A 20,214-nucleotide genomic window follows, 5' to 3' on the forward strand; every position below is an offset into this window, starting at 1 on the left:
TTAACAATAGAAAAACCAAAAAAATGTGTTCGAACACAAAAAATATTGCGTTTCTTAAAAAATTATAATATTATTCTTATATAAAAAACAGCGAAATATAGATAATCACAAATGTGCTTGAACACATATAAGTAAAGTAGTATAAAAACACCACGTAAATTTTAAGCTCTAAGAAAATAAAAAAAGTATTATGTAACTCGAAATATTAGAACTTTTTTCACTTTATATATAATTGTATCTGAGATTTTATCGCTAATTTGGTTACATGCAAACAAAACCTGATGTACTAATTATTGGAGGTGGTCTTGCCGGTTTGACGGCAGCAATACATCTTTCAAAAAAAGGAATGAAGGTAATCCTTATAGAAAAATCCGAATATCCGCGTCATAAAGTGTGTGGTGAATATATTTCGAATGAAATTCTGCCTTACCTACTCTGGCTTGGCGCAGATGTTTTGCAATTACAACCCACCAATATTTCTAAATTTGAGTTTTCGACACAAAATGGTAAAACGGCAAAAACAAAACTTCCATTGGGCGGTTTTGGCATAAGCCGATATACTCTTGATCATTTTTTATATCAAAAAGCAGTTGCGAACGGCTGTACAATTCTAAATGAAACGGTTAATGATGTTGCTTTCAGCAATGATGAATTTACGGTTACAACTCCCAATCAAATTTTATCAGCAAAAATTGTTTTAGGCGCATTTGGCAAACGCTCTAATATAGATCAGGTTTTATCCCGAAATTTTATCACTAAAAAATCACCCTGGCTGGCTGTAAAAGCACATTATACGGGAGATTTTCCTGATGATGTTGTGGCTTTGCATAATTTTAATGGCGGTTATTGCGGCGTATCTAAAGTAGAAAGCAATATTATAAACATTTGCTATCTGGCTGATTATGCAACATTTAAAAAATACAAGAACATAGAAGAATATCAGCAAAATGTTCTTTATAAAAACAAGCATCTAAAAACAGTTTTTGAAAATAATAAACCTGTTTTTGATAAACCGATCACGATTAGCCAAATCTCTTTTGATAAAAAACAGCCTGTCGAAAATCATATTTTAATGATTGGCGATACGGCAGGACTTATTCACCCCATGTGCGGCAATGGAATGGCGATGGCCATACACAGCGCAAAAATTGCATCAGAATTGATATTGGATTATCATAACGGTACAATCGAATCACGCGAATTCCTAGAGAAAAAATACACCAAAGAATGGCAGCATAATTTTGGAAAACGATTGTTAATGGGAAGAATTCTGGCCAGAACCTTAACAAATAAAACCATTACAAACACTTTCACAGGCATTGTAGCGTCGCTGCCTGCCCTGCTTTCCGGAATTATTAAACAAACTCACGGCAATCCAATTGCTATAAAAAAATGACTATAAACACTAAATACAGAACCCAGGAAGCGGAGATAATGGACGATTTTTTGCTTCAGAGCGACGAATTACTCGCAGCGCTTGATCAAATTGCACGTATTAATCAATTGCTTGGAGGCAATAATCTAACGCTTAACGGAACAAAAAGGTTATTAAAAAAAGCAGCAGTTTCTAAAACAATAATCATTGCGGATATTGGTTGTGGCAACGGAGACATGTTGCGTATGTTATCAGATTACGGTGAAAAAAACAATATCAATTTTAAATTAATTGGCGTTGATGCAAATGCTTTTACGATAAATTACGCCAAAAAATTATCGAGTGAATATTCTAATATCGAATATATATGTGTTGATATTTTTAGTGAAAATTTTGCTGACTTAAAATACGATATTCTTTTGTGTACACTGACGCTTCATCATTTTTCGAATGAGCAAATATTAAATATAATTACTACCTTTAATAACAATGCAGCTATTGGCATTGTCGTGAATGATTTGCACCGAAGCAAATTGGCTTACAGGCTTTTTCAATTAATTTGTGTTGTATTTGGCTTAAAAAAAATGTCGCGTGAAGATGGTTTGATTTCTATTTTAAGAGGTTTTAAAAGAAATGAACTGGAGGAATTCTCCCAAAAACTACATTTAAAAAACTATTCCATAAACTGGAAATGGGCTTTTAGATACCAATGGATAATAAGCAAAATATGAGTGTAAAAATAGTAACTGTTGCAAAACAACTACCGCAATATTCCAGAACAACAGCCGATATACTTCCGTTTTTAGATGTATGGCTTGACGGACAGGACGAACGTTTTATAAAAAAGGTAAAAAAGATTTTTGAAGGTGCAGCTGTAGACAAACGGTATTCGATAATGGATCCGGTTGAAGTTTTTACCGCATCATCTTTTGAAGAGAAAAATGATATTTACAGCCGTGAAGTTATTATTTTAGGCGAACAGGTTTTGGAAAAAGCATTGGCAAAAGCCGGCTGGGAACCGCAAACACTTGATTATATTATTACGGTAAGCTGCACCGGAATTATGATTCCGTCGCTGGATGCGTATCTTATTAATAAAATGAAATTAAAACAGGATATCGTACGTTTGCCTGTTACAGAAATGGGTTGCGCTGCGGGTATTTCGGGGATTATTTATGCCAAGAATTTCCTGAAAGCGAATCCCAATAAACGTGCTGCTGTAATTGCGGTCGAATCGCCAACTGCAACATTTCAGCTTGATGATTTTTCGATGCCAAATATTGTGAGTGCAGCGATTTTTGGTGACGGAGCCGCGTGTTGTCTATTATCATCGTACAATGACGATTATGGTCCTGAAATAGTAAATGAAGAAATGTATCACTTTTATGATGCAGAACATATGATGGGTTTTAAACTTACGAATGGCGGTTTGCAAATGGTTTTGGATATTGAAGTTCCGGATACTATTGCTTCGCATTTTGGCGATATTATTCATCCGTTTCTTAAAAAGAATAATCTGGAAATTAAAGATCTCGATCACATGATATTTCATCCCGGCGGCAAAAAAATAGTGACAACCGTAGAATCGCTTTTTGCAGGATTAGGAAAAAATATTGACGATACTAAAGAAGTGCTCAAACAATACGGTAATATGTCGAGTGCAACAGTATTGTATGTTTTAGAGCGTATTATGGATGCGAAACCGAAGGCCGGAGAAAAAGGTCTAATGCTTAGTTTTGGTCCCGGATTTTCGGCACAGCGCGTTTTATTGCAATGGTAAATATTAGAAAATCTATGTTTCTATGTGTTAAAATAATATACACAACGTGTTATAAAAAAACAAATTATGGAATTGAACGAAATTATAGCGCAGCTGCCTTACAGCGTACCGTTTTTATTTGTAGACGAATTGCTTCATGTTGATGAAAATGGTGCAAGAGGAACGTATACTTTTAGGGAAGATTTAGATTTTTATAAAGGTCATTTTAAAGATAATCCTGTAACGCCGGGTGTAATTTTAACCGAAACCATGGCTCAGATTGGTATGGTTTGCCTTGGCATTTTTTTGCTAAAGGATGACGTAAAGAAAGATACTGTAGTTGCTTTTACATCAGCCGATATTCAGTTTTTAAAACCTGTTTATCCAAATGAAAAAGTAACCGTAACTTCTCAAAAAACATTTTTCAGGTTTGGTAAACTAAAATGTGATGTTGTAATGAAAAACGAAGCCGGACAAGAGGTCTGCAAAGGAATTGTTGCCGGAATGATTACTACAAAATTATGAATAAACGTGTTGTGATAACAGGATTGGGTGTTGCTGCTCCAAACGGAGTTGGGATTCCTGCGTTTACTAATGCCTTAAAAAACGGATTATCGGGCATAAAACATGATACTCAATTGCAGGAATTACAATTTTCATGTCAAATAGCAGGAAAACCGGAAATATCCGAAGAACTTAAATCACAGTATTTTACAGATCTTGAATTACGCGGTTTTAATAGTACGGGTATTTTGTACGGTGTTATTGCCGGTATCGAAGCCTGGAAAAACGCCGGATTACCAATAGAAAACAATAACGAACCGGATTGGGATAACGGAACTATTTTTGGTTCGGGAACTTCGGGAATTGATAAATTTCGCGAAAGCATTTATAAAATAGACGAATTACAGGTTCGAAGATTGGGCAGTACCGTGGTGGCTCAAACCATGAACAGCGGTGTTAGTGCTTTTCTTTGCGGTAAATTGGGTCTTGGAAATCAGGTTACAACCAATTCATCGGCTTGTTCTACGGGTACAGAAGCTATTATAATGGCGTATGATCGTATTCAGTCCGGACAGGCAAAAAGAATTCTGGCAGGAAGTACCGGCGACAGCGGTCCATATATTTGGGGCGGTTTTGATGCTTTGCGCGTATGCAGTTCTAATTATAATGATAATCCGGAGCAAGGTTCGCGCCCAATGAGTGCTACTGCCGCAGGTTTTGTACCCGGAAGCGGCGCCGGAGCATTGGTTATTGAAGATTTAGAAAGTGCTCTGGAACGCGGTGCAACTATTTATGCCGAAATTTTAGGCGGTAACGTCAACTCTGGCGGACAGCGTGGCAGCGGAAGTATGACGGCACCAAACAGCGATGCTGTACAGCGATGTATTACTGCTGCAATTGCAAATGCAGGTATTTCGGCAAATGATATTGATGCTATAAACGGACATCTTACGGCTACAACAAAGGATGGTCTGGAAATCGAAAACTGGACAAAAGCGCTAAACAGAAACGGAAATAATTTTCCATACATCAATTCTCTAAAAAGTATGACGGGACATTGTCTGAGCGCTGCGGGAAGTATCGAAAGTGTCGCTTCGGTTTTACAGCTTCATGAAGGTTTTTTGTTTGGAAACACAAATTGCGAAGATCTTCATCCTGAAATTACCGCACTAATTGATACTTCAAAAGTGCCATTAAAAACCCTATATACAAATCCTAAAATAATCGCGAAGGCAAGTTTTGGTTTTGGTGATGTAAACGCTTGTATAGTATTTAAAAAATATGAAAACTAACCAATTAAAATATGAATAAAGAAGAACTTATTGCGAAACTAAAGGAAATTATAAAACCTTATACAACAAATACAGAGGCTTACGATAATCTTACGGAAGAAACTGATTTTATTAATGATCTTAGTATTAATTCAGCCAATTTGGTTGACATTGTGCTTGATATTGAAGAAGCTTTTGATGTGGTAATTGACAACACGGATATGGAACGTATGCTTGATGTAAAAACTGCGGTGGAAATTATAGAAACCAAACTCGCCGCAAAATGATAGGCAATGATGTGATCGATATTCTACAATCACGTCATGAAAGTAATTGGCAGCGAAAAGGTTTTATAGAAAAACTGTTTACAATTGATGAACAGTTACTTATAACAAATAGTGCTGAACCTGAAATGATGGTTTGGACGCTCTGGAGCATGAAAGAAGCTGCTTATAAAGTGCATAACAGGCAGACAAAAATCAGGGAATATATTCCTAAAAAACTGGTTTGCAATATAACTTCGCAATTCAGTAATTCTATTTCAGGTCAGGTAATTTGTGGTGAAAATGTCTATTTCACAAAAACAGTTATTTCTAAAGAAACAATTCATACGATTGCTGTTTGTAGTTTATCTGATTTACAGCATGTGATTGAAATTGAAAACAAAGGAATTATCAAAGACAAAAATGGTATTCCTTATTTATCGAATATGGTTTCAAACACCTTTCAGGATGTTTCGGTAAGTCATCACGGAAGATTTGAAAAAGTTGTTACGCTCCAATAAAGAGAGAATTAAGTATTATTTGTAAATATAAAAAGCCCATTCCTTTCGGTTTGGGCTTTATTTGTCTTACAACCTGATTTATTTTGTTTTTAATTACTTAGAACAGCTTTTAGTTCAATATACTTATCCAGATTTTTAAAATCATGTCCTTTTTCCTTCATCGATTTAATAAAGGCCGGCGTCGCTCCGGTTGCTTTTGCTCCAACAACATCATCGAGATTCAAATCATTAAAACCCAAATCTTTATATTGCTGAACTAAATCTGCCGTGATATTCTGTGATTTCATCGCCACCAAATCGTTTGCTTTTATATCCTTATATCCTGCTTTTATAAAATTGTTTACATATTCAGGTGTTACATTTAAGGATTTCATAGCAATCAAATCGTCTGTTTTGATATTTTTAAATCCTGCTTTTTGAAAATCTTCTATATATTCAGGAGTAACATTTAGAGATTTCATCGCGATCAAATCACTGTTTGAAATATTTGTATACCCTAATTTTTTAAAGGAATCAATAAATGCCTGATCAATATTCAAAGATTTAAACGCCATGATATCATCATCTGAATCATCATTTTTGGAGCCATCAGCATTAGTAGAATTTCGGACATCGGCGATATATTTTCCATCAATGCCCTGAGATTTTAATGCAATAATATTGTCCGGACTAACATTTTTATATCCTGACTTGCGAATTTCTTCAATAAAAGCGGCGTCAATTCCCAATGATCGAAAAGGAACCAAATTCTCTAAATCAATATCTTGCATAGCCTTTTTGATCGAAGTAATATAAGCTTCATTTACATCTAAAGCTGCAAGCGGAATAAGCTGGTCTTTGTCTAACTTATTGTAACCGTTTTTCTTGAGCATTTGTACATACGATTGTTTCAGGTTCACCATAAAGAAAACCATAACATCTGTATCTGTAATATCAACTCCTTCTTTGCGCATTGCGGCGCTGTAAGCTGTATTGCCGATAAATTTATAAGTTCCCATTCCTTTGTTGCCTTCAAATTTTCCGGTAAAATGTATTGTTCCGGCTTCGCGGGTTAACGTAAATGTTCCTTCCTTATCTTTTGGAAGATCACTAAAATCGCTCAGCTTAAAAGTGTTTGAAGAAACATTATCTTCATTGCTTTGAAATTGCATATTCACCGTATTGTCTTTGACTGTGGCAAACCAATTCCCTTCAGTTTTCATTCCATCCTGAATGTTTTGGTGTGTTTCCGATTTCTTTTCGGAAGTAAGATTCTGACTTTGCGCTGCCGGTTGATTAAAAAGGCAGGCAAATAACACCATTAGCGGTAATAGGAAAAAATATTTCCACGTGGTGTGAATGTTTGATTTTTTTGAGTTCATCATAACGATTCGTTTTTTTAATAATGATTGATTATAGTTAGTTGTAAGACTCAAAGGAAATTGTGGCGCTGCTACTTTAAGCAGGCTAAATTGGTAACTTTCTTTTTCAACAGTGTCGCGTTTCAGCATTTGATCATCCGTTAAAAATTCAAGATTAATTTCTAATGCTTTACGCCATTGCCAGGCAAAAGGATTAAACCACTGAAAAATAAGCACAATCTCTGCCAGCAAAAGATCAATAGTGTGTTTTTGCTCAATATGAATTTTTTCGTGCAGCAAAATCTGATTGTAGGTTTCCCATTCATATTTTTCAGGATTAATGAAAATATTATTTGCAAAAGAACAAGGCGCTTTATCGTCTGTTATTTCAACAATTCGGAATTTTCCATCCTGAATAACTGATTTTGAATACGCTCTGTAAAACAACAGTAACGCCTGCATTAAAAAGTTAAGTCCAAAAACAATTACGCCAAACCAATATAAATAAATCAGCCACTGTACAACTAATTCGATATTAATGGTTTGTTTAGTTTCTTCAACAAGCGTTGGTTTAGCAGGCTGTTCTTTTAGCAGCGTAGTTTCTATCTTTTCAACCGGAATTTTTACTACCGCAGTATGTTTTTCTGTTGAAACTTTTCTAAACGATAATTGCTGAGGAACCGGAACTAAGGGCAATGCAAAAGCCAATACCATACAAATCAACAATACATATCTGTTTAAATAGAAAAAAGTTTCTTTTTGCAACAGCAGTTTATAAAACACAAAACATGCTGAAAGAATAAGGGCTGTGTATAGAATATAAGGTATCATACTTTTCCTTTTTTAATGATGTCTACTATTTCATCCAAATCATTTTCTGTAAGCTTTTGTTCTTTTGCAAAAAAAGCAAGCATTCGGGGATACGAATTATCAAAATACTGGCTAACGATATCTTTTAATGCAAATTTCTGGTATTGTTCTCTACTGATAACCGGAAAAAAACAATGCATATTTCCGGCAGTTTCATGACTCAAAAATCCTTTTTCTTCTAATATCTTGACTATTGTTGCAACACTGTTATAGTGCGGTTTAGGATCTGGCAACAATGGAATTATATCCCTAATAAAGGCTTTGTTCAAATCCCAAAACACCTGCATGATCTGTTCTTCTCGTTTAGCTAATTTTATCATACTTAAAAATTTTGATGCAAGTTACTACTAATTTATTAGTAGACAAACTAATTCGTTAGTTAATTAACTAATTTCTTAGTAGGCGCGCATTTTTAGTGGGATTTCAAAAGAAAAAAACTTTTTAAAAACAGGTATTTTCACTCGTAACCAATTGATTGTAAATATATAATTTTGATTTAATGCTATAAAAGTGCTTCGCTTTAAAAAAGTAATCAGCACACATTGCAAGTGAATGACATCGTTTGTAAACTAATATAATTGTTAAATTTAAACATGTCCCCTTATGACAAAGCCTATACCAAAATTAACGTATCGTTATCTTCGGGGTTACACTTTAGATCCCGGATTTTCAAGTCAGCTTGATACAATGAATATCAATCAGACTACTTATCGCATTCCTTGGGAAAATCTTGAAAAACCACTTGATCCGGAAATTCCACCTTATATTAATGGTGAATATTTTGAAGTAATTGATATCGATCCATCCAGCAATTGCTATTATGAACATGTCGATTTGAACAGTGTCGAAGTATTGTCGCAAAATGGGTTGCAGCCCAGCGAAGGAAATCCTAAGTTTCATCAGCAGTTTGTGTATACAATTGCTATGAAAACCCTCGACAGTTTTGAAAAAGCGCTGGGAAGAAAAGTGATATGGAGTCCGCGAGTATTAGATCAGCAAAGAATATATGTACCAAAAATTAAAATATACCCACACGGAACTCGTGATGCAAATGCTTATTATGATCCTGATAAAAAAATATTAGTTTTTGGATATTTTAGGGCTTCACAAAAATTGAATGGAAAAAACTTTCCCGGCGGTTCTGTATTTACCTGTCTTTCACCGGATATTATTACCCATGAAGTAACACATGCTTTACTCGACAGCATACACCCACGATTTCTTGAAAGCACGAATCCTGATGTTGCGGCATTTCATGAAGCATTCTCTGATATAATTGCCCTTTTACATCGTTTTACCATGACCGAATTGGTAGAAAGCCAACTTAGAAACTCTAAGGGCGATCTAAACGAATTTAATATATTGGGTGATTTGGCTACTCAGTTTGGAAATTCCCTGCCACATGGCCACGGCGCTTTGAGAACTGCTATTGGTTCATTTAATGAAAAAGGTAAATGGGTGCGAAAAATACCTGATCCTTCACTTTATAAAAGTGTTTCTACGCCTCATGAACGCGGATCAATTTTGGTCGCCGCTTTTTTTGATGCTTTAATTAAGGTATATAGTTTTAAAACACAAGATCTTATACGAATTGCGTCAAATGGTACAGGACTTTTACCTTCTGGTCAGCTTTCTAATGATTTAACAAAACGACTTGCTCAGGAATTGTGTCAGATTTCGGGAAATTTACTGAACATAGCCATTCGGGCTTTAGATTATTGCCCTCCGGTCGATATCACTTTTGGAGATTATTTCAGGGCATTAATTACAGCCGATATCGATGCTGCTCCTGCTGATGATAATAATTACAGAGTGGCATTTATAGAATCGTTTCGTAATTGGGGAATTTTTCCGGAACGCATAAATACGCTTTCAGAAGAAAGCCTTAGATGGTCTTTACCAGAGGATTTAAATTTTAGTAAAGATGAACAAAGGGCGCTTGCCTTTATTGGTGCTAATGTAAAAAAAGATGTGCTCGAAATTTTATCGATGAGTATTAGAGAAGATATATTTAATAAATATAGTGATAGTCAGGGTAGTTTGCACGGTCTTCTTATGAGAAAACAAGAATTTCTTGGTCCGGATAAGTGGGACAAATTCATAGAAAAATTGGGGCTTTCAACTCAACATTCAACTTATACAGATGATACAGGTAAAGAAATGAAACCTAATAATAAATTAAATATTGAGGTACATAAAATACGCCCGGCTTATAGAATGGGAAGAGAAGGTAATATTTTGGAGCAGGTAATTGTTACGCTAACCCAAAAGGCGGAAATAGATTTAAACGAGACAAATAAAATCAAATTTAGAGGCGGCTGTACTTTAATTTTTAACCTCGCCAATAATTTTCATTTAGACTATATTATAACAAAAAAAATTAGCAGTAACCGAAGATTTCTCGAGCAGTTAAAGTTTCAACAAGGTCCCGGTATCGAGGAATCTCTTGGATTTAATGACTCCATGTATAAGGACGGTTGCAGTTGTAATCGTATCGATTTTGCAAAATTACATTTTAACGATAATCTATAAGTAAAATGAGTGATATAAACGTAACTGTCAGAATGTACCGCGTGGGTGAATTAGGCGATTGTTTTTTATTAAAATTTAAAGATGGAGAACAAAAAATCAGTTCTGTGTTAATTGATTGCGGTTCTTTTAGAAATGGTAAGGAATCGATTAATAGAATGAAAAAAATAGCCCAACATATTGCTAGTGACCAAAATGGAGAATCGTTAGATGTTGTTATAGGAACACATCAGCATAATGATCACCTTTCTGGATTTAAGCATGCCAAAGACATATTCCTGAAATTAAAAGCAAAAGAAAGCTGGCTTTCGTGGCTTGATGATCCTGAAGACGAGAGTGCGGAAAGAATTGGCAGAGAGGAAAAAGACTTAACTCAAACACTCCAAAATATCAAAAAAGCATTGGTAAAAAACAACAAGGAGCTGAAAAAAAACGAAAAAATCAAACTTTCTTTAGATGAGACTACAGATAGAATAAAAGATGTATTAGGTTTTTATCTTGATCAGGCAGATGCTCCCTCTATACCGGCAGAAGGGCTGGAAGTTTTAAGAAAAATGAGCGATAATAATGTCAAATATCTTGAACCCGGAAATCAATTTAACTTGCCGGGAATTGATGGCGGAAAAGTCAAAGTATATGCTCTTGGACCTCCACGCAATACAAAACTATTGTTTGATATTCATGCCGGAAAAGGTGATTCGTATGATCCTAAACTTAATATTGTAAATGAAGAAGCAAAAAGTTTTTTGCAAGCCTTAACCAATTTTGATGAAAAACGCCATACTAATCCTGATCCTGATGAAGAATGTTTTCCTTTTGGAAAAGGATATCAAAAGGAATTAAATGATCCGGCATTTTTGAAAAGCAGTTACAATGATAAAAAAAATGATTGGCAAAAAATTGATTCAGACTGGTTAAATCAAGCTGAAAGAATGGCGTTATATTTAGATACTTACACCAACAACACCAGTTTGGTTTTGGCATTTGAACTGGTCGAATCAGGCAAGGTTCTTTTATTTGTTGGCGATGCACAAACAGGAAACTGGCTTTCATGGAAAGATATTGAATGGAAAGGTCTTTCGAATAATTTTAACGCCGATAGTTTACTTTCAAAAACCGTTCTTTATAAAGTAGGACATCACTGCAGTCACAATGCAACGCTTAAAGCAGGCCTTGAAGCGATGAATCATAATGAATTGGTAGCAATGATTCCTGTAGATAAGTCAGATCCTAATATCACCAAAGCAAAAGGCTGGAAAATGCCTGCGGCAAATCTGTATCTTCGTTTAAAAGAAAAGACAAAAAACCGAATACTTTTAATGGATGATGTATATGATAAAGATTGTAATCCTTCGAATAAACCTGAAATTAAAAAATCATGGAACGAACTTTCGGGCAAAGTCGAAGCGAATGAGCTATATATTGAGTATACCGTATATGACTCAAATAAAAAAAGCACCTGACATAAAAAATTACGCCAGATGCCATTACAAATCAATATTAAAACTCTTTATTTAACCACATAAGAAACTTTATCAGCCTCACAAAGTCTGAAATAACCAAACGCATAATTATTAGCGTCGCTTGTATTTACAATATTTCCCCTGATATTTCCGGGAGGAATCGAAAACGGGCTTCCGCCATATACCTCTAAAAGTAAATTCATATAATTATAGAAGTTTTTAGAAATACCGCGGTTTGTAATATCAACAATAACTCCCGCTGTATTTTATCTTCATCAGAAAATCGCGTGTTTATTTCATTTCCGTTATATAATTCATCCTTTGTAAGTTCATATTCAGGAAAAATCAAAAAGTCACTTTTATAATCCGTAAGATAATAATTGGTTTCATCAACCGGATCTTTATAATAAAAAGTAAGTTCGATCACATCTTCACCTCCAAAATCAGGAACAACCTTTTGCTCTACTCTATCAATTGGCGTTACCGAAGTCAGTTTTTCTACAGCCGTAAAACTTTGTCCTTCTGCAGTTACAAACAGTTTATAATCCATGTTTATGACCGGAACAAAATTGGTACAAACATAAGAACCCGGTTCTGTTTCATTAAAAGTAAAAACATCGCCATTACTATTTTCAATTCTTACCTGCGCTCCCGAAACTTTTGGCGTTGTATTATTGTAATAAGGAGCTGTTTTACTAATTTTTATAGTCTGTACCTCGCCTGTTGTTCCTTTTTGCCAGATAATTTCAGCATCAACCACTAATCTGGTTTCTCCGGTTTCTAAATCAAGCGTTACGACATCTTCACAAGACGAAAAAAACAATACCAAAAGAAGGCTAAATAAAGTCAGCGCTTTATGTTTAAAATTATATTTTACAAACCTTTGCATATTCATTAAAATTTAAAATTATAAGAAATACCAGGAACTATTCCAAAAATAGAAAGTCTTCTGGTTTCATTTGCTCCCGTATCTTCGTTTGTTGCAAACGTCATAGAAGCGGCATTTTTTCTGTTGTAGATATTATAAATGCTAAATACCCAATAGCTTTGCCAGCCTTTCTTTTTGTCTGGTTTTGGCGTATAAGTTGCCGCCACATCCAGGTGATGAAAAAGCGGTAATCTGTTTTCATTTCTCAGGGAAAAATTAGGAATATTGATTCCTCCAAACTCATAATAACTATTTGCGTACGTTACCGGCTGACCTGACTGTAATGAAAAATTAGCATTAAAAGACCATTTTGGATTGTATACATAACTTCCCACAATATTTAAATTGTGCAATTTATCATATCCCGACAAATACCAGTCACCATTTGCAACTCCCGGTTCTTCGGGCGTTCTTCCGGGCGTTTTTTGTTCAGCTCTCGAAAGCGTATAAGAAACCCAACCTGTAAAATTGCCAGTATTTTTTCTGAATAATAACTCCAAACCATACGATCTGGCTTTACCGTTTAAAATAACTTTCTCAATATTATTATTGGCCAAAATATCTGCACCGTCTATATAATCAATTCGGTTTTTGATATTCTTATAAAACATTTCACCTTCAAAAGAATAATCACCATCTTTAAAATTCTTAAAATATCCGACCGCATATTGATCCAGAAGCTGTGGTTTTGTAAAAGGACCGCTTGGTGTCCAGATACTCATTGGCAATGGCGACTGCGTATTCGATAAAATATGAATATATTGCGCCATTCTGTTATAACTTGCCTTTACAGATGTGTCATCATTAAAAGCATACGACAATGCGGCACGCGGCTCCAGATTATTAAATTTACTGATCGTTTCGCCGCTTTTATACGATATCGTTCCTGTTGCCGTTCCTTCTTCATAAATATCATACAACGGATTGTATACCACAGCCTGTCCGTTTTCGTAAGTACTAATTTCCTCGCCTCCTAAACGATAAAACATACTATAACGAAGTCCGTAACGAAGATTTAGTTTCTCTGTAATCTGATGTTCAAAATCAAGATAAGCAGACGTTTCAAAAGCATGTTTTTTATCTAACTGTTTGTAATTAAACTGCGAATCTGAACTTGTTGGCTGTACCGTTCCCGGATTAAAATCATAATACTGACCGTCGATTCCGTAGTTTAGTTTTAGCTTTTCAGATACCGTGTGATTCCATCCATATTTAAAACCATAACTTTTTATCGTATTATTCCACTCGAAACTTTCTGCAGAAATGCCAAGATTAAATTTATAATCACTGTAGAAAACCGCTAAATTCGTATTTACCTTACCAGAAAATGCATGTTTCCAGTTTAAAATTCCCATAGTATTTCCGTACGTACTCGAAAAACGATCGTTTATATCAAAAACATCATTTCCTAAATAACCCGAAAAAGTAAGTGTATTATTGGCATTGAAACGATAATTCAGTTTGGTATTAATATCATAAAACATAGCCGAATTACTATTGTCTGCCAGTTTTAAAAATAAATGCGCATAAGAAGTCCGCCCCGCAATAAGAAACGAACCTTTTCCTTTCTCAAACGGTCCCTGCACTAATAAACGACTGGATATTAAGCCAATACCACCGTTTACTTTATAATTTTCAAAGTCTCCCGTTTGCTGGCTAACGTCAAGAACAGAAGAAACTCTCCCGCCAAATTTAGAAGGAATACCACCTTTATATAAATCCAGCCCGTTAATCACATCAGCATTAAAAACAGAGAAAAAACCAAACATATGAGAATCTCCATAAACCGGCGCTCCGTCTAAAAGAATCAAATTCTGATCTGCAGCACCACCACGAACATTAAAACCAGAAGAAAGTTCTCCCGCATTTGTAACTCCCGGCAAAGTCAAAATCGATTTTAAAGGATCCGGCTCTCCCATTGCCGACGGAATTTTTTTAATTTCTTCCATCGTAAGTTTATTAACGCTCATTTGCGTATTTCTTACATCGACTGCTTTCGTGTTTGTTACAATAACCTGCTCTAATTGCTGGCTATCGGCATCCATGTTAAAATTTATCCTTTCATCATCAGAAACCGTAATTTGTTTTTCTTTGTTTTTATAACCAACATAACTCGTTACAACCGTATACGTTCCCTTGTCTACTTCTATCAAAAACATTCCGTTTCTGTCAGTCGTAGCGCCCGTTTGTAGTTCTTTAATAAAAACATTGGCACCAATAACAGGCTCTTTATTTTCATCAAGAACCTGTCCGGTTAACTTACTTTTTTTTTTAGTCGCAGCAGCTTTAGACGCTTTTTGCTTTACGAAAATATTATTGCCAACAATCGAAAACTGAATCGCCGTATTCTTATTAAGTTCATTAATAAGTGCTGTGATTTCGATATTTTTATACGTATTGGTTTGAGAAAAATACTTTTGACCTGTATTAATCTGATCTGTAAAAGCAAATTTAAAATCAGATTGATTTTCTATTTGTTTAAAGAATTCTTTTAGGGTTACCGTTTTATCTACAGTTACAGTGACGTTTTGAGAAAACATACACCAACTGAATAAAAAAAAGCATGCCGAAATTATCTGCTTCATGAAATTTTGTATTTTTGAATAATTATTAAATGGAATAGTTTTCTACTATTCTGACTATGAGGAGGATGTTTAGTTTCGCGGCTAGTGCATCCTTTTCTTTTCTATTGAAAAGTAACTTCTTTTAATTCATCGTTTATTTCAAAGTTTAGGTTATACATTTCTGATATTAATTGTACAATAGTTTTTAAATCTTCTTTTTTATTGATTCGAACCGTAATTCGCTGATTAATATATTCCTGCGGAATTGTCATTTTGTAACCGTAATTCGTCTCAATGTAGTCGCTAAAATTGGTTAGTTTCTCGTTATCAAAATCAATAAACCTGTTAAAATCAGCAACTAAAGCAGTATTATGGCCATACGTGAATTTTTCTCCGGGTTCAGTATCCATTTTTTCTGTTGATCTTTTACACTCATCTGAACACTTCCTTCAAAAAGTTCAACAATCACCCCTTTTTTAGTAAATTCTTTCACCGTAAAAGAAGTTCCTAAAACCGTTGTTGTCGTTTCATTGCAAAAAACCTGAAAAGGATGTTTTTTATCTTTTTTTACTTTGAAATAGGCTTCTCCATAAACTTGAATTTTTCGGTTACTTTCAAAATTATTGGCATATACAATTTTAGAATTCGGACTTAATTCTACCTTAGAACTATCCGGCAGAAAAACAGTTTTTATCTTTAAAGTCGTATTTTCAATTACATTTGAAGCCAGATAAATACTATCCTGCAACGGACTTCTGTTTAAATAAATTCCAGTTCCAACAAGTGCAGAAATTAGTACGGCGGCAGCTGCTGCATAACGCCAGACTTTAAAATTTTTCTTTTTTGGAACAAAGGCTTTAGATTGAAAATCTTCCCATGAAGCCTCTTTTGTACTATCAGAATGTGAAACAGGAGTTTCGTCCCATATTTTTTTCAATTCTTCTTCTATCTTTTTCTCATTCATGTTTTGGAGCGTTAAAGTATCTGACAATAAAATCCCTGCTTATTAAAAACACCATACACCATTTCTTTAATGTCTCTGTTGGTTTCGATTCGTAAAACACGATTTGAATCTTCTAAATCAAAATTCATGATACAATCAGAAATAACAAATTGAAGAAGCGCCACAATAAACCTTGCATCTTCCTTAGTTGTAACATCTGTTTTATAAGCTTCAATATTCATTTCTGTGTTTCCGTTTTATAGATAACAAACGAAAACAGAAAAGTTCCTAATGATCTTCTATTTTTTTTCGAATAAATTTACTGGCAAGATAAATATGATTGGCAATTGTTTTTTCAGAAAGGTCTGTCATTGCTGCAATCTCCTTATAGCTAAGGTTTTCCAGTTTATGTAAAGTAAATATTTTTTGCTGCTGCTCAGGAAGCTGATTTATGAAATTATATAATTTTTGACTTCTTTCTTCAAAAATTCCCGTATCTGTTTCCTCCTCCTCCATTACAACATGCGAAGAATCAAGCTGTATTATTTTATTTTCGCGGTTAACGTGATTAATGATGATATTCTTGCAGATCACAAACAATTGTTTATCAAACAAAACATCCTCATTAAGCAATTCTCTTTTATTATATAATCTTAAAAACGTTTCCTGCACAAAGTCCTGCGGAGTGAGAACTGAAAAATTAAATCGTTTGGCAATGTTTATCAGTTTATCATAGTAATTTAGATACGCTTCCTTGAAAGTAGCCTCATTACCTTTCTTTAAACTCAATATAAACTTTTTGTTGTCCATAACGTAAATATGATAATTAATCTAAACTCAATCTTCAAAATAATATTGCATTTTAAAGTTGATAGTTTAAGACCGCCTTAATCATTTCTTAAATAAATATTAAGCTGCAAAGAACAGGATTTTTTCTTCTAAAATTAATTTCATGACAAGAAAAAACCGTTCTGTGACATATTTTCTTTTTAAAAGTAATTGATTCTGTAATTTTAAAACACCTTAAAAAACAATACAACCACGACAAGAAATATTGCCCGCAAAAATGTTCGAGAAAAAAACTATATTGATTGGATGTGATAATACTATGGCACTTACCAGCGTACTAAATTCCTTGTCTGCCATTTCTGATTTTACGTTTTCGACCGTATCCGTTACAAGGGCAATTGATCTTAACAGAGCCATAAACTCGTTAAAGCCGGATTTAATCATACTTTGCTTTAAAAAAAACCAGCCCATTATAAATGATAATCCATTCAATTCAAACAGAATAGACATTCCTATCTTATGTTTAACTCAAAGTTATGAATGCGAATCATTATGCTGGTCGAAAAACTGTATTGTTTTTACGTATCCTTTCAATCAAATCAGTAATGCCGATTTTTTACTGTCCCGAATTCGTTCTATTTTTCTTCTCAAAAAAACAGAATCAAAACCTGCCGTTCCCTCTTTTGCAGAAGCTGCTTATCAAAAAAATGATCTCAGTTATACCAAACAGCTAAGTCATTATGTGATGGAACTTGATCAAAAGGTTGAAGTACTTCGAAAAGTAAAAGAACGCATTTCTTACCTGTATCCAAACGTTGATGATTCGATTAGAAGAGAATTAATGTCGATCGCAAATTCTATAAAAGCAGTTGCAAATGACAAGAAACTCTGGGACGATTTTAAAATTTATTTTGAGCAGTCAAATCCTGACTTTTTATTGTCACTCGCAAAAAAACACCCTTCGCTAAGCTCCAAAGACCTGAAATATTGCTGTTATATCAAAATGAATATGAGCAATAACGATATTACCAATCTTTTGGGAATCAATCAGGAAAGCGTTCGAACTCACAAATACCGCCTAAAAAAGAAACTAACGCTGGAGAAAGAACAAGATATTATCTCGTATTTAAGAACTGTATCTTAAATAGTTCGCCTACTCATCCTGTTAAACCCGACAGGTTTTAAAAACCTGTCGGGTTTCTGAATTTTACTAATTTTCACTAATTATTTTTTTGCCACAGATGGCACAGATTAAATTGATTTTTTTTCTAATCTTTTTAATCCTTTAATCTGTGGCAAAAAACATTCCTACTATACGTCTTATTAAACCCGACAGGTTTTAAAAACCTGTCGGGTTTCTAGACACAAGCAAAATGAGAAAAATCTGCTCAATCTGCTGAATCTGCGAGAAACAAAAATCTTTTTAATCATTTAATCTGTGGCAAAAAAACCTTTCTCATATTAATATACAAATTAAAAAACTCCATTTTAAGTCGTGTACGAAATTGTATACATTTTGTCTACAAAAAATAAAACATTTCAAACTAATGTATACGAAAAGTACATACACAAATTCTTACACAAACTGATTTCTAAAGTAATTTTACCATCGCAGTAAAACTAAACTTTCACTGGTTAGTTTGAACAAATAAGAATTAGGTAAAATGATACACAAGTCTTTACAATTTACGAATAAACTGCTTGAACAGTTTTTAAAGAACCGTTTTGGGCTCGACGAAGACAAAACTGTCCTGAACTATCTTATTGATACCAACGGAAATTTCCCAAAAGTAAACCAGAATAAAGTCGTATTATCCTTAATTAATGTCGAAAAAGATACCAATCAGCCTTTTTATGTACAAAACAAAAGACTTGAAAACGGAAATTATTCCAGTTTTAATCCTGCCGAAAGATATAATATAGATTTGCTGATCAGCAGCAATTTTGACGATTATAACGAATCCCTAAAATTTCTGGATGCCGTTGTTTACTTTTTTCAGATAAACAACTATCTTGATGCTTCCACATCTTCCTCAATTCCGGATGGTTTAACCAGACTCGAATTTGAATATGAAAAAATTTCCTATCACCAAATGCATAGTTTATGGACCGCAATGGGAGCAAAATATCAGCCTTCGATCATGTACAAAATGAAACTCGTAAAAGCCCAGGCTCACGAAACTACAGAGATTATTGCAGGAATTACCAAAATCACTAACGATGTAACGATATGATACACAGTAATTTCATAAAGACATTTAGTGTTATGGTGTATCATTCTTATTTTGATAACCACAAATGCAATTGTATACACCTTATTCCCACCAATAAAACACAGCAATTACTGGATAAATTTGGCTTCAAAATAAATAAAGTTTCAAACGGATTCGATTTATTCTGCAATACAACTTCCTCAATAACAACATTATTAGATTATATTTCAAAAACAGCTTCACAGGATTATTTTGAGTTTGATATAAAAACGTCCAATTCAAATTTTATATTTTTTACTGCATTACCTATTAATTGGCTCGGACAAATTATGTATTCAAGTCAAAATTCTAAAAACCAAAATAGCAAAGGCACAATAACACTCAGCCAAACCCTCGAAACAAATACAAGACCTGTTTTCTTAGGAAATTTGAAAGTGTATCTTGAAGACATTAAACAGAATCTCAGCAATAACACTTCCCTCCTTTTCGAAATAAATTTTGAAGCCAGAGCAACCCAATGGCAATATTATATCATTAATAAAAATTCAGTTCCGCTAAATAACCCAACAATTTCAGGCAAAGAATCCATAGAATTTAACGGTCCCAAAAATGTAACATTGCCAACAGGCGAAAAGTCCCTTTTGTTTACTTCGGGCGAAACCAATATTCTGCTAAGCGAAAAACCCAAATACAAATTCGATTTACTGAATAAAAGTGCGTCATCAGCAACAAAGCAAAAAAATTCAAATGGCAAAATACTGATTAAAGGACTTCCCGTTCCGGATGTTTCCCGAATAGGAATAATCGAAAATAACCAACAAAATCAAGTTACATCACCAATGTATATCTATTTATAAAAAGAATTAAAAATGAACATTAAAA

21 protein-coding genes are annotated in these 20,214 nt (G+C 34.2%); 12 read left to right on the forward strand and 9 right to left on the reverse strand.

What is annotated here, in order from left to right:
- Window positions 1–265 precede the first annotated feature (265 nt).
- From OLM54_RS06855 to OLM54_RS06885, 7 genes are all read left to right on the forward strand, one after another.
- A complete protein-coding gene (locus OLM54_RS06855; RefSeq protein WP_264537846.1) occupies window positions 266–1,396 on the forward strand; it encodes an NAD(P)/FAD-dependent oxidoreductase in 1,131 nt (376 codons plus the stop codon).
- Entirely contained in the window at window positions 1,393–2,106 is a 714-nt protein-coding gene (locus OLM54_RS06860; protein WP_264537847.1) for a methyltransferase domain-containing protein, read from the forward strand. Before OLM54_RS06855 ends, OLM54_RS06860 begins: the two co-directional genes overlap by 4 nt.
- On the forward strand, window positions 2,103–3,155 hold the full coding sequence (locus OLM54_RS06865) for a type III polyketide synthase (RefSeq protein WP_264537848.1): 1,053 nt from the start codon (window positions 2,103–2,105) through the stop codon (window positions 3,153–3,155). Before OLM54_RS06860 ends, OLM54_RS06865 begins: the two co-directional genes overlap by 4 nt.
- Window positions 3,156–3,221: 66 nt before the next feature.
- Window positions 3,222–3,659, forward strand: a complete 438-nt coding sequence (locus tag OLM54_RS06870) for a 3-hydroxyacyl-ACP dehydratase FabZ family protein (RefSeq protein WP_264537849.1) — start codon at window positions 3,222–3,224, stop codon at window positions 3,657–3,659.
- The gene (locus OLM54_RS06875; protein WP_264537850.1) at window positions 3,656–4,930 is read left to right on the forward strand and encodes a beta-ketoacyl-[acyl-carrier-protein] synthase family protein; all 1,275 of its coding nucleotides are present in this window, start codon (window positions 3,656–3,658) and stop codon (window positions 4,928–4,930) included. The genes OLM54_RS06870 and OLM54_RS06875 overlap by 4 nt, the downstream gene beginning before the upstream one ends.
- 11 nt (window positions 4,931–4,941) lie before the next feature.
- A complete protein-coding gene (locus OLM54_RS06880; protein WP_264537851.1) occupies window positions 4,942–5,196 on the forward strand; it encodes an acyl carrier protein in 255 nt (84 codons plus the stop codon).
- On the forward strand, window positions 5,193–5,693 hold the full coding sequence (locus OLM54_RS06885) for a 4'-phosphopantetheinyl transferase superfamily protein (protein ID WP_264537852.1): 501 nt from the start codon (window positions 5,193–5,195) through the stop codon (window positions 5,691–5,693). Before OLM54_RS06880 ends, OLM54_RS06885 begins: the two co-directional genes overlap by 4 nt.
- 89 nt (window positions 5,694–5,782) lie before the next feature.
- Here the strand turns inward: OLM54_RS06885 and OLM54_RS06890 are convergent, their stop codons facing one another.
- Both OLM54_RS06890 and OLM54_RS06895 read right to left on the reverse strand, forming a co-directional pair.
- Window positions 5,783–7,864, reverse strand: coding sequence for a M56 family metallopeptidase (locus tag OLM54_RS06890; protein ID WP_264537853.1), 2,082 nt, complete (start codon window positions 7,862–7,864; stop codon window positions 5,783–5,785).
- Window positions 7,861–8,223 carry a BlaI/MecI/CopY family transcriptional regulator gene (locus OLM54_RS06895; protein WP_264537854.1) on the reverse strand — a complete coding sequence of 121 codons (363 nt, stop codon included), beginning with the start codon at window positions 8,221–8,223 and terminating at the stop codon, window positions 7,861–7,863. Before OLM54_RS06895 ends, OLM54_RS06890 begins: the two co-directional genes overlap by 4 nt.
- A 283-nt stretch (window positions 8,224–8,506) precedes the next feature.
- On the opposite strand from OLM54_RS06895, the gene OLM54_RS06900 reads away from it, so the two are divergent.
- A complete protein-coding gene (locus OLM54_RS06900; RefSeq protein ID WP_264537855.1) occupies window positions 8,507–10,435 on the forward strand; it encodes a hypothetical protein in 1,929 nt (642 codons plus the stop codon).
- Window positions 10,436–10,440: 5 nt separating this feature from the next.
- Entirely contained in the window at window positions 10,441–11,895 is a 1,455-nt protein-coding gene (locus tag OLM54_RS06905) for a hypothetical protein (RefSeq protein ID WP_264537856.1), read from the forward strand.
- A gap of 47 nt (window positions 11,896–11,942) precedes the next feature.
- On the opposite strand, the gene OLM54_RS06910 is transcribed toward OLM54_RS06905, so the two are convergent.
- From OLM54_RS06910 to OLM54_RS06940, 7 genes are all read right to left on the reverse strand, one after another.
- A complete protein-coding gene (locus OLM54_RS06910; RefSeq protein ID WP_264537857.1) occupies window positions 11,943–12,098 on the reverse strand; it encodes a hypothetical protein in 156 nt (51 codons plus the stop codon).
- On the reverse strand, window positions 12,095–12,784 hold the full coding sequence (locus OLM54_RS06915) for a DUF4249 domain-containing protein (protein WP_264537858.1): 690 nt from the start codon (window positions 12,782–12,784) through the stop codon (window positions 12,095–12,097). The genes OLM54_RS06910 and OLM54_RS06915 overlap by 4 nt, the downstream gene beginning before the upstream one ends.
- 5 nt (window positions 12,785–12,789) lie before the next feature.
- Window positions 12,790–15,408: a TonB-dependent receptor gene (locus OLM54_RS06920; protein WP_264537859.1), complete on the reverse strand. Its 2,619-nt coding sequence runs from the start codon at window positions 15,406–15,408 to the stop codon at window positions 12,790–12,792.
- A 101-nt stretch (window positions 15,409–15,509) separates the two neighbouring features.
- Window positions 15,510–15,797, reverse strand: a complete 288-nt coding sequence (locus tag OLM54_RS06925; protein ID WP_264537860.1) for a DUF4974 domain-containing protein — start codon at window positions 15,795–15,797, stop codon at window positions 15,510–15,512.
- Window positions 15,746–16,351, reverse strand: coding sequence for a FecR family protein (locus OLM54_RS06930; RefSeq protein WP_264537861.1), 606 nt, complete (start codon window positions 16,349–16,351; stop codon window positions 15,746–15,748). Before OLM54_RS06930 ends, OLM54_RS06925 begins: the two co-directional genes overlap by 52 nt.
- 11 nt (window positions 16,352–16,362) lie before the next feature.
- Window positions 16,363–16,572 (reverse strand): hypothetical protein, encoded by a 210-nt coding sequence (locus OLM54_RS06935; RefSeq protein WP_264537862.1) that lies wholly within the window; start codon window positions 16,570–16,572, stop codon window positions 16,363–16,365.
- A 46-nt stretch (window positions 16,573–16,618) separates the two neighbouring features.
- The gene (locus tag OLM54_RS06940) at window positions 16,619–17,140 is read right to left on the reverse strand and encodes an RNA polymerase sigma factor (protein WP_264537863.1); all 522 of its coding nucleotides are present in this window, start codon (window positions 17,138–17,140) and stop codon (window positions 16,619–16,621) included.
- A gap of 256 nt (window positions 17,141–17,396) precedes the next feature.
- Between OLM54_RS06940 and OLM54_RS06945 the strand changes: the two genes are divergently transcribed.
- From OLM54_RS06945 to OLM54_RS06955, 3 genes are all read left to right on the forward strand, one after another.
- Window positions 17,397–18,263, forward strand: a complete 867-nt coding sequence (locus OLM54_RS06945) for a helix-turn-helix transcriptional regulator (protein ID WP_264537864.1) — start codon at window positions 17,397–17,399, stop codon at window positions 18,261–18,263.
- A gap of 520 nt (window positions 18,264–18,783) precedes the next feature.
- Window positions 18,784–19,353: a DUF4255 domain-containing protein gene (locus tag OLM54_RS06950; RefSeq protein WP_264537865.1), complete on the forward strand. Its 570-nt coding sequence runs from the start codon at window positions 18,784–18,786 to the stop codon at window positions 19,351–19,353.
- Window positions 19,350–20,189 carry a hypothetical protein gene (locus tag OLM54_RS06955; protein WP_264537866.1) on the forward strand — a complete coding sequence of 280 codons (840 nt, stop codon included), beginning with the start codon at window positions 19,350–19,352 and terminating at the stop codon, window positions 20,187–20,189. The genes OLM54_RS06950 and OLM54_RS06955 overlap by 4 nt, the downstream gene beginning before the upstream one ends.
- The last annotated feature ends 25 nt before the right edge of the window (window positions 20,190–20,214 follow it).

Origin of the sequence: Flavobacterium sp. N1736, assembly GCF_025947065.1 — a bacterium.
Lineage (GTDB): Bacteria > Bacteroidota > Bacteroidia > Flavobacteriales > Flavobacteriaceae > Flavobacterium.